20 protein-coding genes and 4 pseudogenes are annotated in these 25,664 nt (G+C 63.8%); 15 read left to right on the plus strand and 9 right to left on the minus strand.

What is annotated here, in order from left to right; genetic code table 11:
* Positions 1-391 precede the first annotated feature (391 nt).
* Positions 392-511: pseudogene (locus tag V8683_RS28805) on the plus strand (PRC-barrel domain-containing protein); the annotation flags it as partial.
* 309 nt (positions 512-820) lie between these two features.
* Positions 821-997 (plus strand): CsbD family protein, encoded by a 177-nt coding sequence (locus V8683_RS28810; RefSeq protein ID WP_411189819.1) that lies wholly within the window; start codon positions 821-823, stop codon positions 995-997.
* A gap of 249 nt (positions 998-1,246) precedes the next feature.
* Here the strand turns inward: V8683_RS28810 and V8683_RS28815 are convergent, their stop codons facing one another.
* Positions 1,247-1,966: a Crp/Fnr family transcriptional regulator gene (locus V8683_RS28815; protein ID WP_411189818.1), complete on the minus strand. Its 720-nt coding sequence runs from the start codon at positions 1,964-1,966 to the stop codon at positions 1,247-1,249.
* Here V8683_RS28815 and V8683_RS28820 point away from each other — a divergent pair.
* Positions 1,945-2,619: pseudogene (locus V8683_RS28820) on the plus strand (IS66 family transposase); the annotation flags it as partial. The gene V8683_RS28815 and the pseudogene V8683_RS28820 sit on opposite strands and share 22 nt — an antisense overlap.
* A gap of 353 nt (positions 2,620-2,972) precedes the next feature.
* Here V8683_RS28820 and V8683_RS28825 read toward each other — a convergent pair.
* Together V8683_RS28825 and V8683_RS28830 are read right to left on the minus strand one after the other, a co-directional pair.
* A complete protein-coding gene (locus V8683_RS28825) occupies positions 2,973-3,707 on the minus strand; it encodes a hypothetical protein (RefSeq protein ID WP_411189817.1) in 735 nt (244 codons plus the stop codon).
* A gap of 436 nt (positions 3,708-4,143) precedes the next feature.
* Positions 4,144-5,130: a CobW family GTP-binding protein gene (locus V8683_RS28830; protein WP_411189815.1), complete on the minus strand. Its 987-nt coding sequence runs from the start codon at positions 5,128-5,130 to the stop codon at positions 4,144-4,146.
* 114 nt (positions 5,131-5,244) lie between these two features.
* Between V8683_RS28830 and V8683_RS28835 the strand changes: the two genes are divergently transcribed.
* The 4 genes from V8683_RS28835 to V8683_RS28850 are packed head-to-tail and all read left to right on the plus strand — an operon-like array spanning position 5,245 to position 8,801.
* Positions 5,245-6,237 carry a metal ABC transporter solute-binding protein, Zn/Mn family gene (locus V8683_RS28835; RefSeq protein ID WP_411189814.1) on the plus strand — a complete coding sequence of 331 codons (993 nt, stop codon included), beginning with the start codon at positions 5,245-5,247 and terminating at the stop codon, positions 6,235-6,237.
* Positions 6,238-6,259: 22 nt separating this feature from the next.
* Positions 6,260-7,063, plus strand: coding sequence for a metal ABC transporter ATP-binding protein (locus tag V8683_RS28840; RefSeq protein ID WP_411189813.1), 804 nt, complete (start codon positions 6,260-6,262; stop codon positions 7,061-7,063).
* Positions 7,060-7,980: a metal ABC transporter permease gene (locus V8683_RS28845; protein ID WP_411189812.1), complete on the plus strand. Its 921-nt coding sequence runs from the start codon at positions 7,060-7,062 to the stop codon at positions 7,978-7,980. Before V8683_RS28840 ends, V8683_RS28845 begins: the two co-directional genes overlap by 4 nt.
* Positions 7,981-7,997: 17 nt before the next feature.
* Complete coding sequence (locus V8683_RS28850) at positions 7,998-8,801, plus strand: metal ABC transporter permease (RefSeq protein WP_411189810.1); 804 nt, start codon at positions 7,998-8,000, stop codon at positions 8,799-8,801.
* 191 nt (positions 8,802-8,992) lie between these two features.
* Here V8683_RS28850 and V8683_RS28855 read toward each other — a convergent pair.
* A pseudogene (locus tag V8683_RS28855) lies at positions 8,993-9,505 on the minus strand (SCO family protein); the annotation flags it as partial.
* Between the two features lie 71 nt (positions 9,506-9,576).
* Here V8683_RS28855 and V8683_RS28860 point away from each other — a divergent pair.
* A complete protein-coding gene (locus tag V8683_RS28860) occupies positions 9,577-10,074 on the plus strand; it encodes a DesA/ISL3 alpha bundle tail domain-containing protein (RefSeq protein ID WP_411189809.1) in 498 nt (165 codons plus the stop codon).
* Between the two features lie 95 nt (positions 10,075-10,169).
* Here the strand turns inward: V8683_RS28860 and V8683_RS28865 are convergent, their stop codons facing one another.
* Together V8683_RS28865 and V8683_RS28870 are read right to left on the minus strand one after the other, a co-directional pair.
* Entirely contained in the window at positions 10,170-11,024 is an 855-nt protein-coding gene (locus V8683_RS28865) for a PRC-barrel domain-containing protein (RefSeq protein WP_411189808.1), read from the minus strand.
* Between the two features lie 63 nt (positions 11,025-11,087).
* Positions 11,088-11,678: a BPSL1445 family SYLF domain-containing lipoprotein gene (locus V8683_RS28870; RefSeq protein WP_234775461.1), complete on the minus strand. Its 591-nt coding sequence runs from the start codon at positions 11,676-11,678 to the stop codon at positions 11,088-11,090.
* A 244-nt stretch (positions 11,679-11,922) separates the two neighbouring features.
* On the opposite strand from V8683_RS28870, the gene V8683_RS28875 reads away from it, so the two are divergent.
* The 3 genes from V8683_RS28875 to V8683_RS28885 all read left to right on the plus strand — a co-directional run bounded on the left by V8683_RS28875 (position 11,923) and on the right by V8683_RS28885 (position 21,441).
* The gene (locus V8683_RS28875) at positions 11,923-12,345 is read left to right on the plus strand and encodes a type II toxin-antitoxin system HicB family antitoxin (protein WP_411189807.1); all 423 of its coding nucleotides are present in this window, start codon (positions 11,923-11,925) and stop codon (positions 12,343-12,345) included.
* Between the two features lie 86 nt (positions 12,346-12,431).
* Complete coding sequence (locus V8683_RS28880; protein ID WP_234775463.1) at positions 12,432-12,590, plus strand: hypothetical protein; 159 nt, start codon at positions 12,432-12,434, stop codon at positions 12,588-12,590.
* Between the two features lie 88 nt (positions 12,591-12,678).
* Positions 12,679-21,441, plus strand: coding sequence for a GH36-type glycosyl hydrolase domain-containing protein (locus V8683_RS28885; protein ID WP_411189806.1), 8,763 nt, complete (start codon positions 12,679-12,681; stop codon positions 21,439-21,441).
* Between the two features lie 37 nt (positions 21,442-21,478).
* Here the strand turns inward: V8683_RS28885 and V8683_RS28890 are convergent, their stop codons facing one another.
* Positions 21,479-21,832 (minus strand): hypothetical protein, encoded by a 354-nt coding sequence (locus tag V8683_RS28890; RefSeq protein ID WP_411189805.1) that lies wholly within the window; start codon positions 21,830-21,832, stop codon positions 21,479-21,481.
* 164 nt (positions 21,833-21,996) lie between these two features.
* Between V8683_RS28890 and V8683_RS28895 the strand changes: the two are divergent.
* Both V8683_RS28895 and V8683_RS28900 read left to right on the plus strand, forming a co-directional pair.
* Positions 21,997-22,254: pseudogene (locus tag V8683_RS28895) on the plus strand (SPFH domain-containing protein); the annotation flags it as partial.
* 344 nt (positions 22,255-22,598) lie between these two features.
* A complete protein-coding gene (locus tag V8683_RS28900; RefSeq protein ID WP_411190600.1) occupies positions 22,599-23,000 on the plus strand; it encodes a phospholipase D-like domain-containing protein in 402 nt (133 codons plus the stop codon).
* Positions 23,001-23,491: 491 nt separating this feature from the next.
* On the opposite strand, the gene V8683_RS28905 is transcribed toward V8683_RS28900, so the two are convergent.
* Positions 23,492-23,770, minus strand: coding sequence for a hypothetical protein (locus tag V8683_RS28905; RefSeq protein ID WP_411189804.1), 279 nt, complete (start codon positions 23,768-23,770; stop codon positions 23,492-23,494).
* Between the two features lie 236 nt (positions 23,771-24,006).
* Between V8683_RS28905 and V8683_RS28910 the strand changes: the two genes are divergently transcribed.
* Entirely contained in the window at positions 24,007-24,447 is a 441-nt protein-coding gene (locus tag V8683_RS28910; RefSeq protein WP_411189803.1) for a cation:proton antiporter domain-containing protein, read from the plus strand.
* A 155-nt stretch (positions 24,448-24,602) separates the two neighbouring features.
* On the opposite strand, the gene V8683_RS28915 is transcribed toward V8683_RS28910, so the two are convergent.
* Positions 24,603-24,836, minus strand: coding sequence for a DUF2934 domain-containing protein (locus V8683_RS28915; protein ID WP_411189802.1), 234 nt, complete (start codon positions 24,834-24,836; stop codon positions 24,603-24,605).
* 540 nt (positions 24,837-25,376) lie between these two features.
* On the opposite strand from V8683_RS28915, the gene V8683_RS28920 reads away from it, so the two are divergent.
* The coding region (locus tag V8683_RS28920; protein ID WP_462880715.1) for a transposase at positions 25,377-25,664 on the plus strand (288 nt) is incomplete at its 3' end.

Below are 25,664 nucleotides of genomic sequence, written 5' to 3' on the forward strand. Positions count from 1 at the left end.
ACCTCCACATCGCCAACACGCCGCCAATTCAGCTGCTTGTTCAGCGTAGCCTTAAACATAGGCGGAAGACTACCTCATAATTTAAGCGTTACCCAGTGTCCGGTTTTCGTGGGGGCCGGCCCAGATCCATCGACAGAATGACCGCTGAGGTATCGATCGAACAGGGCATCTCGACCATCTGCGCAGTGGTTATCACGTTTGTCTACGTGAGAGTGCGCAACGACGATCTTGCCCTGACCGTCTGTCGCGACATCTGGTTAGCGGTAAAACCTGTCATCAGTAGCAATGTGGCGCTCCGATGGGATGGAGCTTTATCGCATTTTGGGGACCCGGTACGGCACCGTACCGACTCTTTGTCCCGGTTGCGCGCAACGTTGTGATCAGGGATTGTGACGTACGCAATGGCCGGATCGCCTATGCCGTGCTTTCCATGCTTTCAGGAGGAGGGCTTCGGGGCACCGGTGAAAATCTTTACGCCAAACCGCGGAATGCGATGACGATGAGCGCCGAGGGAAGTATTGTCGGCCCGACGTAGTTGGGGGATGCGCTTGCTTTTGACACGGACCATCAGTCCACGATGGCAGATGATTGTTTGGATTCTGAAATTAGTCATTCTAAATTTTTATCAGTGCTGGTTAGCGGCACAGCGCCTTGTAGAAAATAACTCGCGGACAACGAAAAACGCGCGCGAGCCAGTGAGGTGAAAGACATGGATAACCGATGACGTTCATCGAATACCGCCCCGGTTACGCCGTGTCAGAACCTGATGGCAACGGGTAGCAAAGTCATTCACAGATCAGTTACGTATTGGAGGATTACCATGAACAAGGACCAGGTGAAGGGCACGGGAGAGAAGGTCAAGGGCAAGATTAATGAAACGGTTGGCCGTGCCACGGGCGACACGAAACAGGAAGTCAAGGGCGATGTCCAGCAGACGTCTGGCCAGGCCCGAAAGAATCTTGGCGACGCGAAGGAAGCCATCAAAAAAACTGACTGAGCGCGTCGTTGCTGCTGTGCAACGTCTCCGTTTGCGCGTTGGGTGCGAGGGGTGGCTTGTCGGCTTGCGTCAGTTCAGTCGTGCGTCACCGGTTTTCGGTGTCCGGCCATTTTCAGGAGGCTGTGGCGCTTCGGCACGCATCTGAACCGTGAATGTCTCGCCAGACTATTGTGACCCCGTCAGGTGCAACAGGAACGGAACCAGGATTCGGCGCGATGGCAGCTTGAGGCTGAGCGTTGACGCGCGCGGTCACAGTGCCTTCAGGTCGGGCAACAGCCTGTCGAATTCGCGCTTCACGACGCTGTAGCATTCGCAGGCCCGTTTCTCAAGTCCTGGTCTGTCCAGCACCTCGATGTGCCCGTAGCTATAACGGATCAGTCCCGCATCCTGCAGTTTCATCGCAGCTTCCGTGACGCCCGCTCGCCGGACGCCCAGCATGTTGGCGATCAGTTCTTGGGTCATGTCGAGTTCGTTCGATGGCAGACGATCAAGGCTGAGAAGTAGCCAGCGGCACAATTGCTGATCGATGGAGTGATGCCGGTTGCACACGGCGGTCTGCGCCATCTGGGTGATCAACGCCTGGGTGTAGCGCAGCAGCAGCCGCTGCATGGGACCGGCGCGATGGAATTCCTCCTTCAGGATGCGGGCGTCCAGCCGGTATGCCCGACCAGCACTTTGCACCACCGCCCGGTTCGGCATGGTTTCACCACCCATGAAGAGTGCAATGCCGATTACCCCTTCGTTCCCCACGATCGCTATCTCGGCGGACGCGCCATCTTCCATCACGTAGAGCAGCGACACGATAGCTGTCGACGGGAAATAGACGTGATCAAGCCTGTCGCCCGATTCGTAGACGACCTTGCCCAGTGGCATGTCGGCGGGGACCAGATGGGGGGCGAGACGCGCCCATTCCGCATCAGGGAGCACCGCAAGCAGATGGTTTCCAGTCCGGTGATCTTCCTTCAGCACGGGTATTTCCTCACAGAGGGTCGGGGCTTTACGCCGGCGTGAGGTCCGGCGCTGCGTTCATGACCGACGGCTACGAGCTTTACAACGGCATCGCCCACGATCACCGGCTCGTGCATCTCGGCTGCTGGGCACATGTGCGACGTGGCTTTATCAAGGCCGAAGAGTCCGTGCCCAAAGCGGCCCGCTCGCCGGATCTGCTGGCGACTCGCTTCGTTACGCTGATTGGCAAATTGTTCGCCGCCGAGGCGCGCAGTGCAAAGTGGGAAGCGAAGCGGCGGCAGCGACTGCGCACACGATACAGCGTGCGCGTACTCGCCATTATCGAGCGCACGATGGTCAAGCATCTGCCCGGCGTTGTGCCGTCGAGCGTGCTCGGAAAAGCACTGCAATACATGGGCGGCTAGTGGCTCAAGCTGACCCGTTACGTCGAGAACGGCACGTGGCCGATCTCGAACAACCTGTGCGAGAACGCGATCCGGCCATTCGTCATCGGCCGTAAAGGCTGGCTGTTCTCCGATACCGTTGCGGGCGCGCAGGCCAGTGCCAATCTGTACTCGCTCGTCGAGACGTGCAAGGCCAACGGCGTCGAGCCGTATCGCTATCTCGTCTGGCTGTTTGCGAAATTGCAGCTCGCTACGACCGCTGACGATTAGGGCGTCTGCAATTGACCGCTTACGTTGCACTCAACGACGGAAGGCCGGCGATGGTGAAAGAGCTTCTGGTATATGGCGCGTCGCCGATGGCGACGATAATGCCCCTGGTGTGGCGCGCGATGAAGGAGAAGCACGGCGGCCGCGGTACGCCGATCGTGCGGATCATCCGGACGCACGATGCAGAGACCCTGCGGCAAGCGGGGACGAGGCGATACGCGCGGTGGTGGCGCAGAAACCGGCGGACGAGCAGGTACGCCCCACGATGCGGGCGCGGCTCTAACGCCGCGCGCAACCGGCGTCAGCGCGTGCATTCGCTCCCGGCAGGGTTTTTCATGGAACCCGAAAAGCGATATTCATGGGTTCCCGCCGCTCAGGTGGTCTCCGGCACCACCGGCTCGAAGCGCTGGCCACGCCCGTAGCGGAACGGTTCGAGCGCGGCGTCCGCCCAAGTCCGCGAGGCGGTCCACGGCGTCGAGCACGCCGTTCAGGCGCCCGGCCGTTACCTTGATGGTGGGTGCCATCAACCACGCGCTTTCTCCGTCGCCATCGCTGCGCGCCAGGATTTCGTGCTCGGACGCGTCCAGGAAATACGGGTTCTTCAGGCGGTCGAGGTCTTTCTCTGCATGGGAGGGCAGCATCGTCGTCAGTGATTCCGCGTGCTGGACCCGGTTGCGCACGAGCACAATCTCCTCGAGCAGTTCAAGGTCCACGCCGCTGTCGGCGAGCCGGACGTGGAGCCGAGCTTCGAAGAAGGCGGCATAGCCGGCGACAAACCCGCGCTTCTTGCGCACGCTGTCCGTGGCAGGGTCGCGGGCGACACCAATCAGCCGCTCCCAAGTCGCAAAGAACACTTTCAGCGAGTCGGACAGCATGGACACGCAGGCGTAGCCTGGCGGCACGTGCCGGGAGCGGTCCGCTTCGTTCCATTCCAGCTCAAACCGTGGCTCCCCGCTCTCGTCGTACACCGGCTCGAACGGCTGCTCCTCCGCCTCAATCTGCCGCTGTCGCTCAACAAAAGGCGCCGCCGCGTTCGCATACAGTTGGCGGATGAACTTCACCCGTTCGCGCAAAAACCAGCCCACGTCCATGCTCGGCTCCGGGTTCGATGAGGTGCTGTGACATTAGCACAGGAAATGGCTGATCACGTCGTATGTAACCCGGGTTTCCGGCGGCCCGCACGCGCCTGATTCAGAGGCGCCTGCCGGTGGGTCAGCACCCGGGTTCGGACGTTCATGTTATTGCAGTGCACGGTCTCGATGTCCTCCCAAAACCACGCGACGGCATCGACGAATTTTCGCAGCCATTGCCGTGGCACATCGGCACTTGGCAGGATGGATTTGTAACGAAGTTCAGGCGTTGCCAGGTGATCCGCGCGTCTGATGGAGGTCGGTGTACTGTGGGCCGATGCGGGTGGGAAGATGTTGAAGAACCGGGGATTTCGCACCGCTCAATATTTCGGGGCCAGATCATGATGAATTCGTGAGATCTCCCAAAAAAAACGGTGGAGGCGGTGTACCGGCCGATCTACAGGCAGCCGTCGAGCCCGGCCTTAAAGACGTCCACCGGCAGTTGTTTACCGATGAAGACGATCTTCGTTTCACGGAACTCCTCCTCGCGCCACGGTGCACCTAAGTCTGCGCCAAAAATCATGTGAACGCCCTGAAAAACGAGGCGCCGGTCCAGTCCTGCCACGTTCAGCACTCCCTTGTAGCGCAGCATGGACGTGCCATAGATCGCGACCATCGTGCTGAAGAATGCTTCGAGCTTTTCCTGATCAAGCGGCGTCGTGTTGCGGTAGACGAACGACGTCACATCGTCGTCGTGGGTATGTGAGACGTCCTCAAGAAAGTCCGGCTCGATCTCGACGATCGCATCAAGGTTGAAGCTACGGGTATCCAGCAACTGGTTGAGATCGGTGTTGCCGAAGTGGGATTGCCGGATGGGCGCGCGGGGATTCATCTGCCGCAGCCGCTGCATCAGCGCCTGCGTTTGCGCTTCACCCGCCAGGTCCGCTTTCGAGACCAGGATGCGATCGGCAAAGCCTACCTGTTCCTGCGCTTCATGATGCTCATCGAGCTGGTCCGCGCCGTGGCGTGCATCGACCACAGTGACGATGGCATCGAGCAGGTACCGCTCATGTACATCGTCGTCCACGAAAAAGGTCTGTGCGACAGGCGCGGGGTCCGCGAGTCCCGTCGTTTCCACGATCACGCGCTCGAACGTGAGTTCTCCCGCTGCGCGGCGCGCGGCGAGCGTCGACAGGATGCGCACGAGGTCGCCGCGCACGGTGCAGCAGATGCAGCCGTTGTTCATCTCGACAATCTGCTCGGCGTCGTCCTGGATCAGCAGCTCGTTGTCGATGCCAGCCTCGCCGAACTCGTTTTCAATGACGGCGACCCGGCCACCATGGTGCTCCGTGAGAATCCGGTTCAGGAGGGTGGTTTTACCCGCTCCAAGGAAACCGGTGAGGATGGTCACGGGGATGCGTGATGGTTCGGCGGCGACTGGCATGGCGGACTCCTGTCTGTGCAGAGGGAAGGTACTTCTGTGTTGTGTAATGTTATATCATTTCATTTGTGGATGACGGATAGTCGATGGACGGAAAACCGGATGAAGGAAAGCAAGATGAAGAACGACGTAATCCGCGGGAAGGCGGTGTGCAGGCATCTGTTGCTGAGCTGGCGCGAGCGGGGCCGCAGCCCGGCGAGTCGGCGCGTGTCTGCGGTTATTGCTGCCGCCGTACTGATGGGTAGTACCACGGTGGCCTTTTCGGCGCCGGCCCTCATCAAGGCGGTCGGTGTGGAAAACGAGTACGCCGACGTCATTTCGCAGATTGGCGGTCGGTACGTCCAGGTGACGGCGATCGAGACGGACCCGAACACTGACCCGCATACGTTCGAGGTCAATCCGAGGGTCGCGGGACAGATTGCAGCGGCCGATCTGGTGGTCAAGAATGGCATCGGTTACGACGCATGGGCGGACAAGATCATTGAGGCTGCGCCGAACAGCAGGCGCAAGGTGATTGACGTCCAGCATCTGCTCGGTCTGCCCGACAGTACACCGAACCCGCACCTGTGGTATGCGCCGAAGACGATGCCTGCCGTGGCAAAACAGGTGGCGTCGGATCTTTCGTTCCTGAATCCCGCCCAGGCCGCGTATTTCCAGGCGAACGAGAAGAAGTTTGAAGCATCGCTCGAACCTTGGTCCGCAGCGATTGCCGCGTTCAAGGCCCGCCATCCGGGTACGCCGGTTGCCGTGACAGAGTCCGTTGCGGACTACATGCTGGAAGCGGCGGGTATCGGCATCGAGACGCCTTACAGCATGCAGGCGGCCATCATGAGCGGCACCGATCCGTCGCCGCAGGATGTGACGAAACAGAATGCGCTGTTCGCGGACCACAAGGTCAAGGTGTTCGTCTATAACCAGCAGGTCACCGACGCGCTCACCCAGTCGTTTCTGGCGCTGGCGAAGAAGAACGGCATCCCGGTGGTGGGTGTCTACGAGACCATGCCGACACCGGGCTTCACGTACCAGTCGTGGATGCTGGCCGAGGTCAATGCGCTGGACAGGGCTGTGACAGGCAAGGTGTCGACCGAAGTGCTGAGGGCGGGGAAGTAACGCGATGTGTCACGGGCATGAGGTGCTGGGTATCGAGGGGCTGGGCGTCTCGTTCCCCGGGCATGTCGTTCTGCATGATGTCGGCTTTAGCGTCCGGGCGGGCGAGTTCTGCGGATTGATTGGCTCGAACGGATCGGGGAAGACGACCCTGCTACGGACGATACTCGGCTTCCGGAAGCCCGACGTGGGCCGGATTCGCATCAGCGGTGGGAGCGGTCCAGCCGCGCTCGGCTACGTGCCGCAGAAGATCCTGCTGGACCCCTGGCTGCCGCTGCGCGCCCGCGATCTTGTGTCGCTCGGCGTTGACGGGCGGCGCCTCGGACTGCCGTTTCCTTCGAGAAAGCGGCGGATGGCGGTCGACGCCATGCTCGCGGCGGTGGAGGCCGGCCTGTTTGCCGACCAGCGCATGGGAGATCTCTCCGGCGGACAGCAGCAGCGGGTACTGATCGCACACGCGCTGATCCGCAGACCCTGCCTGCTGCTGCTCGACGAGCCGCTCGCGAACCTCGACGTGCGCAGTGCCGCAGGTATTGTCGCGTTGCTGCACCGGTTATGTGTCGAACAGGGAATCGCCGTGCTGCTGTCGGCCCACGACATGAACCCGTTATTGCCAGTGATGGACCGCATCGTATATCTCGCCAACGGGCATGCCGCGAGCGGATCGGCGGAAGAGGTGGTGCGCAGCGACGTGCTGGGCGGGCTGTACGGCCACCACATCGACGTGATCCGCGTGCACGGCCGCGTGCTGGTTATCGGGGCGGGTATCCCGGACGAGAGCGTGCCGCAGCATCCGCACGATCCTGTCGAAGCGGTGCGTATTCCATGACAGCGATGAACGTCGCTCTCGCGTCGCTCGTCGGGCCGGAGTTTCTGGTGAGCGGGCCGGTGCAGACGGCCATCGTGGTGGGAGGCGGTGCGGCGCTGGTATCCGCCGTGATCGGTGTCTTTACGGTGATGCGGGGGCAGTCCTTTGCCGGGCATGCGCTGGCGGATGTCAGCAGTGCAGGCGGTGCAGCATCGCTCCTGCTCGGCATCCATCCGCTGCTGGGTTTCCTGATCATGGCGGTGCTGGCGGCCGTAGGCATGGAGATGATCCGGATCCGTCGTGCGCGCGAGCGCGATCTTGTGACCGGCGTCGTGCTGGGTGCGGGTTTGGGGCTCGCCGCGCTCTTCCTGTACTTCGATGTCATCTCGCATAGTACGACGGGCGCGGCCATCACAGTGATGTTTGGTTCGATGTTCGCGATTCCCGCCGGGATCGTAGCGCCTGCGCTTGCCGTCGCCAGCGCTTCGCTGATGCTGGTCGCAGCGCTCTACCGTCCGTTGCTGCTAAGTTCCGTCGATCCTGAACTTGCCGCGCTTCAGGGTGTTCGTGTACGGCTCGTGGGTCTGTTGCATCTGCTGGCTCTCGCGCTCGCAGTTTCGCTTTCTGCCATCACGGTGGGGGCCATCCTGTCGACAGCACTGCTGGTCGGACCGGCTGCGATCGCGCTGCGTGTGACAAGGCGGCCGTGGCAGGCTCTCCTGCTATCCGCGGTGATCGGTGTGCTGGCGACGTGGACAGGCATTCTCCTCGCCTGGGAGAGCTACTACTGGACGCCAGGGCGCGGGTGGCCCGTGAGCTTCTTCGTGGTCACGCTCATTTTTGCGCTGTATGTCGCTGCCGGCTGGCGGTCGCGGAACGCCCGGCGCGCCCGGGATGTGGCGACTACTTCCGGCGTAACGCGACAGGGAGGGGCCTGACGACGTTCGCGAGCTTCATGATCAACACCTGGCTCGTGGCGACGATTGTGGCCGTGGTCGCGGGCTGCGTCGGTTTCTTCGTGGTGCTCCGGGGCGCTTCGTTTGCGGCGCATGCGTTGCCGCTCGGCACGTTTCCGGGTGCGGCCGCCGCCAGCCTGCTGGGCGTAAGTCCGCTCGCCGGCTTGGTCGCTGCGGCCACAGCCGCTGTAATCGGAATCACCTGGCTGGGACGTCGCGGTCGTCACGACGTGGCGACCGCGCTCTGTTTTGTGATGCTGCTCGGACTGGGCGCACTGTTTCTGAGCATGACAACCCAGTACTCACAGGCAGTCTACGCGCTGCTCTTCGGCGAGGTACTGGGCGTAAGCGACGACGATCTCCTCGCGGTTGCTGTGATCGGCACTGCCTGTGTGGTGCTTGTCATGCTGCTGTTCCGCCCGCTGCTACTGGGCTCGGTGTCCGATGAACTGATCGAGGCGCAGCGCGTATCCAGCCGGCGCGTCGAACTCGCGTTTCTTGGTATTCTCGCGCTCGCGACGGTGATGGCACTACCAGTGGTGGGTGCCCTGCTGGTGTTCAGCCTGATGGTGGGGCCGGCCTGTGCCGCCCGCTCGCTGGGCAGCCGGCCAGGCTCTGCCGTGCTGCTCTCGGTTGCGTTTTCGCTCGTGACCGTCTGGGCCGCCATCGCACTGTCGTACGTATCGGACTGGCCGGTCGGATTCTTCGTCGGCGCGATCGGGGCGCTGCTGTACGGGGCGGGGCGGATGTGGACGCAGTTGCGCACCCGATGCCAGTTGTCCCGCTTCGCCCCTCGTCGATAGCGGTCGTATCCACCCGGTACTGCCGACGTCGCTCACAGCCCCGATTCACTGCACAGCGGCGCGGTACATGCAAACCGGCGCCCGACTTCTGCAGGCTGCATTCAGGTACGTTTTGCTGGAAGTACAGCATATCCATACCGTGCAACGTCGGCGCCGAGCCGGGCGTGCAGTTCGTTCTGCGTCGGACCGGTTCACGCGTCGTTGGCCAGTAATTCTCCAAGGTCATGAACCCACGGCTTGACGCCCTGGCCATCGCGTACATACAGCCGCAGCTTGCCGGTCGTATCGAAAACGAGGCACGCAGCGGTATGGTCCATTGTGTAGTTGTCGGGGTTCGAGCCGGGAACCTTTGCGTAGAAGATGTGGAAACTGGCTGCGAGCGCTTTGAGCCGCGCGGTGGTCGCAGGCCGAAGCGCGCGGAAGGACGGATTGAATGCTGCAGCATACTGGGCCAGAACCGCGGGCCTGTCACGCTCCGGGTCCAGCGTGACGAACAGCACCTGCACGCGTGCGGCCTTCTGCGGCCCAAGTGACTGCATGGCCTGTGAAAATTCTGCGAGTGTCGTCGGACAGACGTCCGGGCAGTGGGTGTAGCCGAATACCATGACGACCAGCTTGCCGTGATAGTCGGCCAGCGTTCGTGTCTGGCCGTTCGTATCCGGCAATGAAAAATGGTCGGCAAATTGCCTGTTGCCAGTGATATCACAACAACCACCGTGCGCATCCGATCTCCGCGAAGCTGTCGAACAGGTGGTACGAGTTGGATGCGGGCTGGATGTATATTCGCGCGCTGGCGGCGCTGAGGCTGGCGACAGTCAGGAAAGTGGCGTTGGCACCGTGCCTGATCGAAGGCAAGCGGACGCTTGATAACGCTACGCTGCAAGCGGTACTTCGCCATCGCCATGAGGTCATGGCTTCCTATGCGAGGTCGGCGGAAATCGGATGCGAGCGGGAGTTGGAGCGGGCACGGCACCTGAGCCGCCGCGAGAAGCTGCAATTTCGGCGCGGCGTGCGCCGATGGTTTCGGCAGCAGGCGCAGGCGAGCCGCAGCAAACCGTGTCAGGTGCCACCGTTTGCTGACGTCTGGACCTGCAACCTGACGCTGCGCACGTGTATCGAGTTGCGCCAGGAACTGTCGGCTATCTGGGGACGCTCGAGCGCGTCGCAGGAACAACTGCTCAAGCAGTTGCAGGAGTGGTGCCGCGTGGCGGAGCACAGCGGCATTCAGGCGCAGGCAGAGTTCTCGTTGCGTCTGCGTCAGTACGCGCAATAGCGATCCGAGGTTGGTTTGTTCGCATCGCGGTGCCGCAATTGTCCAGTGCCGTACAGACGCGCCAGACGCGCGTGCCGATTAACCCGATCAGCGGGCTACAGGTGCGGCGGCATCAGGCCATCCTCCGAGTTTCCATCCGGATCGTCTGCGGATTCGCGGACCGGATAGAGTGGTCCGGGTTCCGACCAATATCCTTCGCGATTGTAGTATTCGTGCAGCGCCACCTCGTAGCTTCGACTAACGGGTACCGAGTCGTCGTAGGCCGGGCTACGCTCGATCGTATCGCGCGTGATCGAGGTGGACACGGTCGCGGCGAACCAGTCGACGAGGTCGATCCAGCGCGTGGCGATCAGGACTTCCTTCCCGCCGGGCCACCAGTTACGCGTATCGACCGTCAGGTAGCGCAGGGCCCAGGCCCGATCGTCGAAGATGAAACCCGACACGTGGCCGATGGTCCCGTCTATCGTTTCGATGTGGTAGCCCTTGACCTCGTCCGTGCTACGTAAATGGACGTCCGGCAGCGCCTGGTTGACGTGCAGGATGGGGCGTGGCGGGGCTGGCGTCGCGAGCCCTCGCGCGACCGGGTCGAAGGCCGGCCAGGCGCCCATGCCCCACAGATTTGGGCCGCCCCAGTATGTTGGATAGCTGTAGTAACGCAGGTATTCGATTTCGTGCTGGCGCGATACCGGCTTGTGGGTGTCGAGTGCCGGACTTTCGCGCACCTGTTGCCGCGTGAGATTGACATGGACTGCGTTCGACGACCAGTCCACGTGCCTGAGTGAGTAAGGGGAGACGAGCACCTGTCTGTCGTGGAGCCAGTTCCCTGTCTGGACTACAAGGTAACGTATGCCCCATGCCTCGTCGTCGAAATAAACCTGATCGATATTGCCGATTTCGCCGTCCGAAGCACGGACGGTGCATCCGTGCAGATCCTTTATGTTGCGTAACATGACGCCTCCATGATGTCGAAACCGGCGTATCGATCGCATTCGATGCGCCGGCCGCAAGGTCGATCAGAGTGAATTGAGTCGTGTGACCTTCGTGCCTTCGAGGGATGCGCCGGCCATCAGTCCGGCGTTCGTCAGCACGAACGCATCGACCTGACCACCTGCGGTGCTCGTGTCGACGTTGCCGTTTGCTCCTATCTTCAAGACTGCAACGGACGCGTCTCCGCCCGCCGACCAGCCATCCGTGCTGCGGAAGTGTCGCAGCGATTCATCGGTCATGAACAGGAAGACGATTGCGCGCGACTGGGCACCGATCTGCCAGCCGACGGATCCGGTCGCGGTGCTGTAGTAGCCGACGGTATGGCCTCCCACGCGCAGCGACCCTTCGCCGTACTGGCCGCCGACCACGAAGCCCGCATCGATCACGGACGGGAATATCAGCACGCCTTTCGCTTTGGAAACCAGTTCGCGCGAACCTTTCGCGTCGACATAAAGACGGGAAAGGGTCGAGTCGACACCCGCGTCGATCGTTTGACGTTTGTCCATCTGCTGGCCATTGGCGTTCGATGGATTCGATGGGCCGGTGGTGGTGCAGCCCGGAGCGGCTAGCGCGATCGCCAGAGCCGCAGTGCTGCAGATTAATGTTCGTTTCAGCATGGTCTTCTCCTGGGTATCCGACGATGTCCCCCACGCTATGTCGGATCCGGTCTCAAATGCGGTACGACACCGTACAAATTCGTTATCCGATATATCAGGTTGATTGATCGACATTTACCGCGAGACAGTCTGCGAAGCAGGAAAGTCCTGCACCGTACAGACAGCGCAGTTGCACGGGGCGCATGATCGGTGCTCTCGCGGGGGACGTCTCTCGTGTCAACGATGTCAATGCGCGGAGATGCTCGTGCAATATCCCCTCTACGTTCAACGGCGTGATGGCCGCGGCTATCGCGGCAGGTTCGCGGATTTTCCATGGCTCGAAGTGGACGGGGAGACGTTCGGCGCTCTGACGCAAGACGCAGCGCGTCTCGTGCAACGGGTGTATCACCGGAGCGAACACGTCATCCCTGCGCCGACCATCGATACGTCGAAGCTGAAGACGCTCGAGATGGACGATGGCCAGGGTCTGTGGATGTTCGTCGACGTTGACTTGACGGCCGTCCAGTCGCACTCCGTATTCGTTCAGGTTTGCCTGCGCAAGAGCCTGCTGCAGGAGATCGACCTTGCCGCGCAAAAGAGCCATCTCTCGAGGTCGGCCTATATCGCGCTGGCCTGTGCCCATGAACTGGCGCACGTGTGCGATGAAGGGGGGCGGCAGCGGTCCTGAACAAGCCTTGCCCGGGCGGCACGTCAGGCGCGCCTTCGGGGACTGTATTGACGATCGCTCGTGTTCGGACCTCGTGGGAGGGCGCAATGAGCCAGACACTCATGGGTTATTCAGCAGGTTTTGCAGCGGCGGCATTCGTCGCGATCTATCTGGCTGTGCGGCGCTGGGCCGCGTATCGGCGGCAAGCGGCGAAACCCGGGCCACAGCCGTGGCCGGTTTCCGAAAGACCCGACAGTAATCATTGAGCGTCGGGGCGTCACGCCTGTTCGCTGTGCTCTTCGATCCCTACGGGTGTCCGCAGCGGTGGCAGCTCTCATATCAAGGGCCTCTATCTTGTTCCTTTCGTTTATACGTGCGTCCGGCGCTCATGGTTCGACTTCGCCGTGGAACAGCAAGAAGCCCGTTCGCGAGGAGCTATTCGGCGAAGAGCGTCTGGCGCAGCATGCGAGGAGTCTCGCGGGGGCGCAAAATGTCTCGCCCGGCACTGATGCCGGGCCGTCGCTTGCCACGCGGCTGAAGGACAACGCGCGGTGGCTGATGCACGCGTACGAAGCGACCGTTGCCGCCGCGGCCCAGGACGAGGCGATCACGCCTGCGGCCGAGTGGCTACTCGACAACTACTATCTCGTCGACGAGCAGGTTTGCAAGGTGCGCGACGACCTGCCCCCGAGCTACTACCGGCAATTACCGAAACTCGGCACCGGTCCGTTTGCCGGGTATCCGCGCGTATTCGGCATCGTGTGGGCGTTCGTCGCCCACACGGACAGTCGGTTCGATCCCGATCTACTGTGCCATTTCATGCAGGCGTACCAGACGGTGCAGCCGCTGACGATCGGCGAACTCTGGGCGGTGGCGATCACGCTGCGCATCGTGCTGATCGAGAACCTCCGCCGCCTCGCCGATCAAATCACCGAGGGGCGCACTGCACGGCTCGACGCCAATGCAATGGCCGATCGTTTGCTGGGTGGAAGCGGGCATGCGCTCAAGGACGTGGTCGCACTGGCGACGCATTACGAGCGGTCTTCTTTGCTCGACACGTTCTCCGTGCAGTTGCTTCAGCGATTGCACGACGAGGACCCGCAGACAACGCCTGCCGTTCTCTGGTTGCACGAGCGCCTTGCCGCCCAGCACACGACGGCCGAGCGGATCGTCGCGGCCGTGCATCAGCAGCAAGGAGCGGCGAGCGTGACGGTGCGCAACGTCATCACGAGCATGCGCCTGATCTCGGACGTGGACTGGACCGGGCTGTTCGAGCGCATCAGTCCCGTGGACGACGTGCTGCGCACGCATCGCGGTTTCGTCGAGATGGACTTTGCGACGCGCAACCTCTATCGAGGTGCGATCGAGGCGCTTGCGCGCGGTTCGTCGGCAAGCGAGACGGACATCGCGCATCGCGCGGTCGCAGCGGCGGAGAGTGCGGAAGCAAAGGAGGAGAACGCCGGCAGGACAACGGCGCGTCACGCCGAGGAGGGCGAACCGCTTCCCGGGCAACTGGGCCGCGCGGCGGCACGCCGCGAATGCGAGCCCGGCTACTACCTGCTCGCGGGCGGCCGCCGCGCGCTGGAGCGGGCGATCGGCTATCGCGCACCCATCGGGGTCTGGCTGCATCGCTTCACGCGGCGGGCCGGTCTGGCAGGCTACCTCTGCCGGATCCTGTTGCTGGCTGCGCTGATCCTGACCGGCATGCTGGCGTTCTCGGCCGGCTTCACCACACCGCCGGTCTGGCTGATCTGCCTCGCGCTGGCCGGGTTGCTGCCCGCCATCGAGGTCGCCGTGGCGATCGTCAATCGCAGCGTGATGCGCGACGTCGGCGCGATCGTGCTGCCCGGCCTCGCGCTGCGCAATGGCATTCCGGCGATTCAGCGCACGGTGGTCGCCGTGCCCGCCCTGCTGACTACGGCCAGTGCCGTGGCCGAGCAGATCGAACGCCTCGAAATCCATCATCTGGCGAGTCCAGAGGGCGAACTGTATTTCGCCTTGCTCACCGACTGGACCGATGCGCCAGCGGAGCGCGTCGACGGCGACGAAGCACTGCTATCCGCCGCGGCAACGGGTATCGCAAGGCTGAACCGGCAGTATCCGGGCGGCGCGGGGGGGCTGCGTTTCCTGCTGCTGCATCGGCGGCGCACGTGGAACGACGAAGAGGGCAAGTGGATGGGCTGGGAGCGCAAGCGCGGCAAGCTGCACGAACTGAACCGGCTGCTGCGCGGCGCGCCGGACACCACGTTCGTCGAGATCGACGGACGGCCGCCCATTGCTCCGCGGGAGGTGCAATACGTCATCACGCTCGACGCCGACACCCGTTTGCCGCGCGACGCGGTGCGCCGTCTCATCGGCAAAATGGCGCACCCGCTCAATCGTCCGGTGTTCGATGCGAAGAGCCAGCGCATCGTTGACGGCTATGGCGTGTTGCAGCCGCGCGTGACGCCTTCCTTGCCGGTCGGCACGGAAGGGTCGCTGTTTCAGCGCATCGTGTCGAGCCCCAGCGGCATCGATCCGTACGTGGCGGCCGTCTCCGACGTCTATCAGGATCTGTTCGACGAAGGCTCCTACACAGGCAAGGGCATCTACGACGTGGATGCGTTCGAGGCTGCGCTGGCCGGCCGCGTGCCCGAAAACACGATGCTCAGCCACGATCTGTTCGAGGGCATTTTCGCGCGGGCGGGACTGGCTTCGGATATTGAAGTCGTCGAGGAATATCCGGCCCGTTACGATGTTTCGGAGGCCCGCCAGCATCGCTGGGCGCGCGGCGACTGGCAGTTGCTGCCGTGGCTCCTGCGCGCGCACCTGCGGCCCGCGCTCGCGCTCGGCGCGACCGGCCGCTGGAAGATGGTGGACAACCTGCGCCGCACGGTGATCGCCCCGGCGGCGTTCGTCGCGCTGCTGGCGGGCTGGATGTTGCCGCTGCCGGCGGCGCTGCGCTGGACGGCCTTCGTGCTCGCCACGATCGCGCTGCCGGTGCTGCTGCCCGTCCTCGTCGCGCTCATGCCGCGCTGGCGGCGTGCCTCCGTAAAAATGACGACGCGCAGTCTGTTCGGCGTATGGCTGGCCGACTTGCGGCTCGCGCTCGGGCGGTTCGGTCTTTCTACCGCGCTGCTGGCGCAACAGGCCTGGTCGATGAGCGACGCCATTGCGCGGACCCTGTTTCGTGTGCTGGCCAGCCGCCGGCACCTGCTCGAATGGACCACGGCCGCCGAGGCGGGAGCCCGTGGCCGGCTTACGCTGGGCCGCACCTGGCTGCATATGTCCGGCGGCGCGGCGCTTGCGCTGGGGGCAGGCGCAGTGGTCGGTCTGGCCGCATGGCACACCGGCCATCATGGCGCGTGGGTCGCGATGCCTTTTGTGCTGGTGTGGCTCGCTTCGCCCGCGCTCGCGTACTGGTCGAGCCTCGCGCCGCGGGCGGCCGGCGATCTCGCCGTCAGCGACGCCGATGCCCGGCAGCTTCGCCATCATGCGCGCCGCACATGGCGCTATTTCGAAACCTTCGTCACGCCGGCCGACCAGATGCTGCCGCCGGACAACTTCCAGGAAGATCCTCGACCGGTCGTTGCCCATCGGACCTCGCCGACCAACCTCGGGCTCTATCTGCTCGCGACGGTCAGCGCACGCGAATTTGGCTGGGCTGGTACGGCCGATACCGTCGAGCGGCTGGAGACGACGTTCGCCACGATGCAGCGGATGCCACGCTATCGCGGGCATTTCTACAACTGGTACGACACGCAGGATCTGCGTCCGCTCGATCCGAAGTACGTGTCGTCCGTCGATAGCGGTAATCTCGCCGGCCATTTGATCGCGCTCGGCAACGCCTGTCGCGCGTGGGGCAGGCAGCTTGCCGGCACGGACCGCGGTGCCGCTTGGGCAGGCATCGGCGACACCCTTGATCTGCTGGACGAAGCCGTGCGCGCGAGTGGCCGCGAGCGCACGCGTTCCGCGTTGAACGGCGAGTTCGACCGGGCGGTGGCGGCGCTGCGCGCGTGGCTCGACGCTGCGCGCAGTGTTCCGCCCGGCGACGGGATACCCGAAGCGCCCGAAACGGCCGCAGCGCCCGGCACGGCGCCCGCGTGGCAGACGGTCGTACTGCTCGGCGCCACCGTTTCAGACATCGCCCGCGCGCTCGTCGATGAGGGGGCTGCCGGTCAGAATCACGTCGACGCGAAGGACGACGACGTGCTGTACTGGAGCGGCGCGCTGGAGCGCGCGATTCACAGTCACGGTCGGGACGTGACACGTTCGGGGAGCGATTCGGCCGCGCTGGCCGCGCGTCTGAGCCGGCTGACCGATGCCGCGCTTCAGATGGCCGATGCAATGGAGTTTGGCTTCCTGCTCGACCCGGCGCGCATGCTCCTCTCGATCGGCTACTCGGTCGCCGACGGCCGGCTCGACGAGGGCAGCTACGATCTGCTGGCCTCGGAGGCACGGCTCGCCAGCTTCGTCGCGATCGCCAAGGGCGACGCTGCCGCGCGCCACTGGTTCCGGCTGGGACGCGTCGCGGTGCCGGTCGCGGGCGGCGCCGCGCTGGTCTCGTGGTCCGGGTCGATGTTCGAGTACCTGATGCCGTCGCTGGTCATGCGCGCCCCGTTGAGTAGCCTGCTCGCGCGGACCATCGAACTCGTGGTGCGCCGGCAGATCGCGTATGGCGCGACGCTCGGCCTGCCGTGGGGCATCTCCGAATCCGCGTACAACGCCCGGGACCTCGAATTCACCTACCAGTATTCGAGTTTCGGCATTCCCGATCTCGGTCTCAAGCGCGGGCTCGGCAACCACGCAGTCATCGCCCCCTATGCGACGGCGCTGGCCGCGATGGTCGCACCGACGGCGGCGCTGCGCAATTTCGAACGTCTCGAAGCGGCGGGCGCGAGCGGCCGCTTCGGTTTTTACGAGGCGCTCGACTACACACCCGCACGCGTGCCGGAAGGCCAGCCAGTGGCGATTGTGCGAGCCTTCATGGCGCATCACCAGGGCATGGCGATCGTGTCGATCGCCAATGCGCTACTGGGTGGCCGGATCCGCACGTTTTTCCATGCCGAGCCGGCCATCCGCGCGACGGAGCTGCTGCTCCAGGAGCGCATGCCGGGCAGGGTGGCGGTCGCGCATCTGCGCGTCGACGAGAAGAGCGCCGGCCAGCTGCGCGGCATCGAGCCCGCTGTCGTGCGGCACCTGGTGTCGGCCAGCGACCCCGCGCCGGCCACGCACCTGTTGTCCAACGGTCGCTACGCCGTGATGCTGACCGCCGCCGGCTCGGGCTACAGCCGCTGGGGCGATATGGCGATCACGCGCTGGCGCGAGGACGCGACGCGCGACGACTGGGGCAGCTATCTGTATCTGCGCGATGTCGAGAGCGGTGCCTTCTGGTCCGCGGCCTGGCAGCCGGCCGGCGTGGAGCCGGACAGCTACGACGTGACCTTCACGGAGGACCGCGCGGAATTCGTCCGGCGCGACGGCGCGCTGACCACGACGCTTGAAGTAATCGTCTCCGCCGAGGACGATGCGGAAGTGCGGCGCGTGTCGGTGTCCAATGCTGGCTCGCGTGCGTGCACTATCGAACTCACGTCGTATGCGGAAATCGTGCTGGCCGCACCGGCGGCCGATCGGGCCCATCCGGCATTCGCCAAGCTGTTTGTCGAGACCGGGTACCTGGCCGAACTGGGCGTGATCCTCGCGACGCGTCGGCGCCGCACGCCGGACGAGCCCGAAGTCTGGGCGGCCCACCTTTCGGTGATCGAAGTCGATCAGCCCGGCGTCATCGAAATCGAAACCGACCGCGCGCGCTTCATCGGCCGCGGCGGCAGCGTCCGTGCGCCGCGCGCGCTTTCCAGCGAGCGCGCGCTCAGTGGCACGGCGGGCGTTGTGCTCGACCCCGTTTTCGCTGTGCGTCGGCGCATACGCGTTGCGCCAGGCGCAACCGCGAGCGTTGCGTTCTGGACGATCGTTGCTTCCTCGCGCGCGGAGTTGCTGGATCTCGTGGACAAGCATCGCGACGGCGCGTCGTTCAGCCGTGCGGTGATGCTGGCCTGGACCCAGGCGCAGGTGCAGTTGCGCCACACCGGCGTGAGTGCCGACGAAGCGGCACTATTCCAGCGGATGGCCGGATACCTGCTGTATGGCGACGCGGCGATGCGGCCGAACTCCGCCGCCCTGATGCGCGGCGCGGCGGAGGTGGCCGCAACTGGCGGCGTGGGCGCGGCGCCCCTCTGGGCACATGGCGTGTCGGGCGATCTGCCGATCCTGCTGGTGCGCATCGACGATATCGAGCACATGGCGCTGGTGCGGCAACTGGTGCATGCGCATGAGTACTGGCAGATGAAGCGGCTCGCGGTCGATCTGGTGATCGTCAACGAGCGCGCGTCGTCGTATGTGCAGGATCTGCAGGTCGCGCTCGAAGCGCTCGTGCGGCCCGGCCAGTCGCGGCCGCAGCCCGGTGGCCCGGCACCGGGCAACATCTTCGTGTTACGAGCGGACCTCATGACGAGCGACGCGCGCGCGCTGTTTCCGATCGTCGCGCGTGCGGTGCTGGCGGCGCGCAACGGGCGCTTGCCGGAACAGCTCAGACGGCTCGCGGGTGCGCCGTCCGCCGGCTTGCCACGGGCGCGGCGGCTGCCCGCGCCGGGGGGCCTCGTCTTTGCCGGTGCGGGGCGTGCCGCGACGGATGCCGCGCTCGAATGCTTCAATGGGTTCGGCGGCTTTGCATACGAAGGCCGCGAATACGTGATCGTGCTCGGCCCCGGACAATGCACGCCGATGCCGTGGGTCAATGTCATCGCTAATCCGGCCTGTGGATTCGTGGTATCGGCGGAAGGCAGCGGGTACACGTGGACGTCCAACAGCCGGGAGCATCAACTGACGCCGTGGTCGAACGACCCCGTTGGCGATCCGCCCGGCGAGGCGTTCTACGTGCGTGACGAGGCCACAGGCGCGCTGTGGGGACCGCAGGCCTCGCCGGTACGCGACCAGTCGGCGGGAGCGGAGCCCTACATCGCGCGTCACGGCCAGGGCTATAGCCGTTTTACGCATACTGCCGACGACATCGCGCTCGAACTGCTGCAATTCGTGCCGCTGAACGACCCGGTGAAGATCTCTCGCCTGACGCTGCGCAACCTGTCGGGCCGCGGCCGGCAGCTCTCCGTGACGGCCTACGTCGAATGGGTGCTCGGGGCGCAGCGCAGCGTGTCGGCGCCGCATATCGTCAGCGAAATCGATGCGGCGACGGGCGCGATTTTCGTCCGTAACGGCTACGGCGAGGCGTACCGGAATCGAGTGGCGTTTGCGGATCTCGGCGGCCAGCAGCGCGGCTGGACCACGGACCGGCGCGAGTTCATCGGCCGCAACGGAACGTTGAGCGATCCCGCGGCGCTGGCGGGCGGCGCCGATGGAAGCCCGCTATCGGGCAAGGTCGGCGCCGGGTTCGATCCGTGCGCTGCGCTGCAAACGTCGATCGACCTGGCGCCGGGCGGCGTGGCCGAGGTGGTGTTCGTGCTCGGTGAGGCCGCGACGGCCGCGGACGCCCGGCAACTCGTCGCGCACTATCGCGAAGTCGATCTCGACGGCGTCCTGGCCGCGGTGACCGGGTTCTGGGATGAGACGCTCGGGGTCGTTCAGGTCGCGACGCCGGATCGCGCGCTGGACCTGATGCTCAATCGCTGGCTGCTCTATCAGACGCTCGCTTGCCGGATCTGGGCGCGCGCGGGCTTCTATCAGGCGAGCGGCGCGTATGGCTTTCGCGATCAACTGCAGGACGGCATGGCGCTCGCGGTGGCGCGCCCGGCGCTCACGCGCGAACATCTGTTGCGGGCGGCGGCACGACAGTTCCCGGAAGGCGACGTGCAGCATTGGTGGCTGCCGGAGGGGGGCGCGGGCGTGCGCACCCGTATTGCCGACGATCGCACGTGGCTGGCTTATGCCGTGGCCCAGTACATCGACGTGAGCGGCGACCACGGAATTCTCGACGTGACGGTGCCGTTCCTCGAAGGCCGCGCACTGGCGGCGGATCAGCACGACGCGTATTTCGTGCCGGACGTCGCGGACACCAGCGCGACGTTGTTCGAGCATTGCGCACTCGCGCTGGAGCAGACGCTCGGATTGTTCGGCTCGCGAGATTTGCCATTGATGGGGACCGGCGACTGGAACGATGGCATGAACCGGGTGGGTGAGGCGGGGCGCGGAGAAAGCGTCTGGCTCGGCTGGTTCCTCTACGCGACGCTGATGGCCTTCGCTCCGATCGCGCGGGCGCGTCATGAGGATGAGCGCGCGGATTGCTGGCTGGGGCGTGCGGACGCGCTCAGGAAGGCACTCGAAAGCGCCGGCTGGGATGGCGCGTGGTACCGGCGCGCGTACTACGACGATGGCACGCCGCTCGGGTCCGCGGGCAACGACGAATGTGCGATCGACGCCATCGCGCAGTCGTGGAGCGTGTTGTCGGGCGCAGCAAGCGCCGGACACGCGGTGCTTGCGATGGCCGCGCTCGACGAACGCCTGATTCGACGCGACGACGGCCTCGCGTTGCTGTTCACTCCGCCGTTCGACCGCACGCCGCTCGATCCGGGCTATATCAAGGGCTATCCGCCGGGCGTGCGCGAGAACGGCGGTCAATACACGCATGCCGCCATGTGGTCGGTGCTGGCATTCGCGCAACTGGGGGACGGCGATCGCGCAGCCGATCTGCTCGCGATGCTCAATCCGGTCAACCGGAGCCGGACGCGCAGCGGCGTGAACCGCTACAAGGTGGAGCCCTACGTGGTCGCTGCCGATGTCTATTCCGTCGCGCCACACGTGGGACGCGGCGGATGGACGTGGTACACGGGCTCGGCGGGATGGATGTATCGCGCGGGCATCGAGGGTCTGCTCGGCCTGCGCAAGCGCGGTTGCGAGCTATCGATCGAGCCTTGTGTGCCGGGCGCATGGCCCGGCTTTTCGGCAGTCTTTCTCCACGGCGCGTCGCGTTACGAGATCGCCGTGCACAATCCGCATCATGTCTGCCGCGGGGTGCACGGCATGAGCGTGGACGGCAGGATGCTCGATGCCGGCGTGGTGGCATTTCCCCTGGTGGACGACGGCGCACGCCATTGCGTGATCGTGACGCTGGGGCTTCGGGCGGAATAGCAGAAGACCGGGTTCCGCGCGAAGTGCCGTTCGGAACTCACAACTCGATGAACGGATTGCCCTTCTTCGTGGCCGGTGTCTGCGTGGCCGTGACCAGATGGTTTTGCAGCCAGTACGAGGCCTTGCTCAGGCCGACCGTGTGGTAATCGTCGCCGAGTTCGCAGACCAGTATCCGGTCATCCGATGCGATCGCTTCAGCAAAAGCGTTCGCCAGTTGCTTTGCGTCGCGGCTCGTGTTGAGGATCAGAAAGACCCCCATCCGATGCAGATGGACGAATTCATAGTCGCCGCCCGACACCTTCATCACGATGTCCCGGATTCTTGCGTGCTGCTCCGTGGGCGTCGCGATGAAGATGCTGACGAGATAAGTCACTTTCTTGCTGATGGGCATGAGGGCACCGTCGTGTCGTGGTTGAAGATGCGTCCTGGGGAATACGCGTTGGGGAAGGTAACGGCGGGGGCGCGGGCCGCGTGGTCCATGGGAATACGGTGTGCTCGTTGGGGTGCGGAGTCGGTACGCCGGCGTACTGGCTCGCGACAGCGCCGCCGCTCGAAGCGCAAACCACGTTGCGTGAGTCGATCGGGGCAGCGATGCTGGCGGCGCTGTTGTCGGATCGAGCCGCGGCCGACCGTCACCTGCGCGATGAAATTGGCGCGAAGACGGAGGCTTGGGGCATCGCGGTGGGGTCCGTCGAAATTCGCGACGTGGCGATTCCTGTCGCGTTGCAGGATGCGATGTCGCGCCAGGCGAAGGCCGGGCGGGCGGAAAAAGCAGGCGTGACCCATGGCGAAGCGGAGGCCGCAATTGCTACGAGCTCATACTATGGTCACGTGGGTGGTCCTTCCGGCTGTTGCCGCCTTCATGTTCGGTTGTGGTGACCTGTCGACAAGGGGGGCAGACACGGTGGTCGGGGTTGGGGCCGGCGGTGTCGCGGGCGCGGTCCTGACGGGCGGTAGCGTATTGGGCACAGCCGGCGGCGCAGCTGTGGGCGTCGTCGTCGGTAATCAGGTGGGAAGTAGTCGCGCTGTCCGTGACGGCGGCTTGCTGCCGTCACGGAAATTGTTGCGTCAGCATCCGCCGGGGCGCCTCGACATGCGGCCTTTATTCGATCAAAACGAACATGCCCACGTCCGCTATTCCTGGGGGGCGCCTATCGGTGAAGCGCAGTTCGGGCATCGTCACCGATATCCAGCGCAACACCGACGGGACGGATGCACCGGGCAAGCAGATCACGCACGAACAAGACATCAGCGGCAGTCCGCCCGCGGTCGGCAACGAGGTCCGCCTGTTGCAGGACGGCCCTCAGACCTACCAGGCCATGTTCGCAACGATGGTGGCGGCGAAGAACCACGTCAACCTGGAAACGTTCGTCGTTGACGATAGCGACGTGGGGCGACAATTCGCCGATGTGCTGATTGCCCAGCAGTCGCGGTGCGTCCAGGCGAAGCTGATCTATGAGAGTGTCGGCGCTGTACCACCAGTTGCGGGCAAACGCGGGCGACCACGGAAGCGTTCAGACAAGGTTCATGCCGACAAGGGCTATGACTGCGGATCATGAACAAACGGGGATTGCAATGGCCCACGACCGGGCGTCGGCGTATTCGTTACCGGATAGCGCGGAAGCCAATGCGTCGTCTTGCTCAAGCTGCGTGCTCGCCGGGGCTCGATTCACTGACAAACATCCGGTCGGCCAGGCGGCGGCCTCAAGGAAGGCGCTTGCTCCCTTGTCCGGCTTCCCAGCGATGGTCGATAACGGTGTCGATACACTCGCGTACTGGCACCATGGCGGACCGGAATCAATGTCAATTGAAATTGACGGGCGCTATGTCAGACGGCGCTGCAGGCGTGAAACTGGCCGTATACCCACCGCATCGTTAGTCGCATTGTCGAATCAATTCGCAGGGCGGAACGGCGTGTCGGGCCATGCGCGTTTCGGGTGGCGTTCCTTTGCGTTGGCGTCTGCACTGGCAGGCGATCGGCAGAGGCCAGGTCTGGCATTGCGGGAGGTTTATGGGTAATGCGACAGCCGCTCACGGCACACGGGCAGATTCATAGCGACTTGTGACCGTTTGAACCAGTACCTGCTTTTGCACGGAAATAAATCCGGGGCAATGGAGACGGTGCGACGCCGGCCTGTTGCTCGATTCTGTCGAGCATATCGAGCAACCAGACTATGCGTCGCGCTCCCGACGGAACGACGCCCTGGTGGGCCGACAGTGCCATTGCGCGGCTCCGCCAGTATGAGAGTGCGAACGGGCCGCCCGCCGCCAACAGGGGGAAGATCAGTTCAAGATGCGTCAGCTCTTTTTCGAATTGATGATGCAGCATGTCAACCCCTCAACGCGGTGATCCAGCGGATTGACGAATTGTGTACAGACCGGATTCGGATGTCTGCACGCTATCGTACTGATGCGGGACCGACGGCAATTTGACGCGAAGGCGAAAGTGCGGATGTCAGAATGGAGCCGAACCTTCTGCTTGCCGTCCGCCGTTCACTGCACCGGCTTCGGTGAGCCTGAATACGGCTCGTCGGACGAGCGTCCCTGCGATGTTGTCCGCGATCCATGTCCGATCCCATCTGGTATCTGTTGAGCGGCTTTCTGCTCATCACCATGGTGGTGCCGAGCGTGCCGCTGGCGCGTCTGCTGTTGAGCAGCGCGACCATTTATCTGGTCGCCGGTTACCTCGTCGGTCCCGGTGGGCTCGGGCTGATCGTGCCGGACCCATTGCATCATGCCGATGTAATCGGCCGGGTGGCGGAAGTGGCTCTGCTGATTTCGCTGTTTACCGTCGGGTTACACATGGGCGTACCGATTTTCGACCGAAGATGGATCGTTCCGCTGCGCCTCGCGTTTGTCTCGATGGCGATCACGGTGGGGCTGATTGCAGTGATCGGCATGTGGGAGCGGGGGATGCCGTTGGGCACGGCCGTGCTCCTCGGCGGCATTCCTGCGGCCTCTGCCCTGTTGATTTCACGGATCTCGAATACGTCTTTGTACGAATAAGTGAGCTATCTCCAGGTAGTCCAAGTTGCGCAGTTGCCGTACCGACCACGCTGTTCGCGTGTAGCGAGCCACCCTTTGGTGCCTACCCGTTCGCCATCGTCATCAGCGTCTCCATTCGGGCGGACATCGCACATTCAGCAGCGGAGACGTACCAATCACGGCGTCTCAAAGTCGCGGGTCCGGTGCCAGAACTCGTCGGCACGCCCCTCAGGGCGTCCCTCCTGCTTCCAGATCTGCATCAGGAACAGTCGGCCGTGTGCGGCAGCCTTGAGCGCTTTTGCTTCGCAAGCCGAATCGTTCGCCTCATCACCCGATTGCCCGAGCGTGATGGGATAGGTATGAATGACAGTACCTCTGCTGTCCAGTACGTCGACCAGTCGCTCTGCCATGGCCGTTTCCTTCCTTCTGTTCACCGGACCGTCGCTGCCACTCCCGTGGAGAAGAATAGCTGCACGTCACCGTTGTACATCGACAAACAAGTTACCAACACCCCCAGCGGAGCGGGACTGATCGCTCGCGCTGCTGTGCCAAGGAGCCGTCTTTGCATCACCTTGTCCAGAAGATCTGATGGCAGACACATGCTTCTCCGCCGCCAGGGTGCCACGACCGGCAGGACACCCGGCACTTTTGCAGATTTCCGCCGTCATTATCGACAGAAGCGCAACCGTCGCGGCGGTCATGCGTCAGTTCAATGACCTTTCGTACGTTGCACCTGAGTTCATCCAACGAACGGCTGGGTGCAGCGATCGCGGATAAAGCGGATTGCCGGATAATTCACATGCGGCATGCCGTAGTTTGGTTACCTGAATTTTGCTATCGACGATGTCTTGCCATATTGCATTGGTGGGACTTAAGGCAAAGCTGATCAAGTCCACCGCAGAACTGCTCCGAGCGTTATAGATCGGGGTGGATAAGGAAGGCAGAACAGGATGAAGCAGCAGACGTTGGCGATGGCAGCTGATGAAGGTGCGGGTTTCGAGACACACCGCAAGCGAACACGGCGCGATGAGTTTCTCGATACGATGAATGCAATTCTGCCGTGGACTGAGTTGTGCGCGGTGGTCGAGCCGCATTACCCGAAGCGCGGCAATGGCCGCCCGCCGATTGGTCTGGAGCGCATGCTGCGAATCCATTTCATCCAGCACTGGTTCAACCTGGCCGATTTCGCGTGTGAAGAGGCGCTTTACGATAGTGCCAGCCTGCGTCGCTTTGCGAGA

Source organism: Paraburkholderia sp. AV2, assembly GCF_054968425.1.

Coding starts and splice junctions, on each gene's coding strand:
- V8683_RS28835 (WP_411189814.1), top strand. CDS start 5,245: ATGAAGAACGACGTAATCCGCGGGAAGGCGGTGTGCAGGCATCTGTTG.
- V8683_RS28860 (WP_411189809.1), top strand. CDS start 9,577: ATGTATATTCGCGCGCTGGCGGCGCTGAGGCTGGCGACAGTCAGGAAA.
- V8683_RS28890 (WP_411189805.1), bottom strand. CDS start 21,832: ATGCCCATCAGCAAGAAAGTGACTTATCTCGTCAGCATCTTCATCGCG.
- V8683_RS28880 (WP_234775463.1), top strand. CDS start 12,432: ATGAGCCAGACACTCATGGGTTATTCAGCAGGTTTTGCAGCGGCGGCA.
- V8683_RS28870 (WP_234775461.1), bottom strand. CDS start 11,678: ATGCTGAAACGAACATTAATCTGCAGCACTGCGGCTCTGGCGATCGCG.
- V8683_RS28830 (WP_411189815.1), bottom strand. CDS start 5,130: ATGCCAGTCGCCGCCGAACCATCACGCATCCCCGTGACCATCCTCACC.
- V8683_RS28810 (WP_411189819.1), top strand. CDS start 821: ATGAACAAGGACCAGGTGAAGGGCACGGGAGAGAAGGTCAAGGGCAAG.
- V8683_RS28850 (WP_411189810.1), top strand. CDS start 7,998: ATGATCAACACCTGGCTCGTGGCGACGATTGTGGCCGTGGTCGCGGGC.
- V8683_RS28905 (WP_411189804.1), bottom strand. CDS start 23,770: ATGCTGCATCATCAATTCGAAAAAGAGCTGACGCATCTTGAACTGATC.
- V8683_RS28915 (WP_411189802.1), bottom strand. CDS start 24,836: ATGGCAGAGCGACTGGTCGACGTACTGGACAGCAGAGGTACTGTCATT.
- V8683_RS28845 (WP_411189812.1), top strand. CDS start 7,060: ATGACAGCGATGAACGTCGCTCTCGCGTCGCTCGTCGGGCCGGAGTTT.
- V8683_RS28825 (WP_411189817.1), bottom strand. CDS start 3,707: ATGGACGTGGGCTGGTTTTTGCGCGAACGGGTGAAGTTCATCCGCCAA.
- V8683_RS28910 (WP_411189803.1), top strand. CDS start 24,007: ATGTCCGATCCCATCTGGTATCTGTTGAGCGGCTTTCTGCTCATCACC.
- V8683_RS28865 (WP_411189808.1), bottom strand. CDS start 11,024: ATGTTACGCAACATAAAGGATCTGCACGGATGCACCGTCCGTGCTTCG.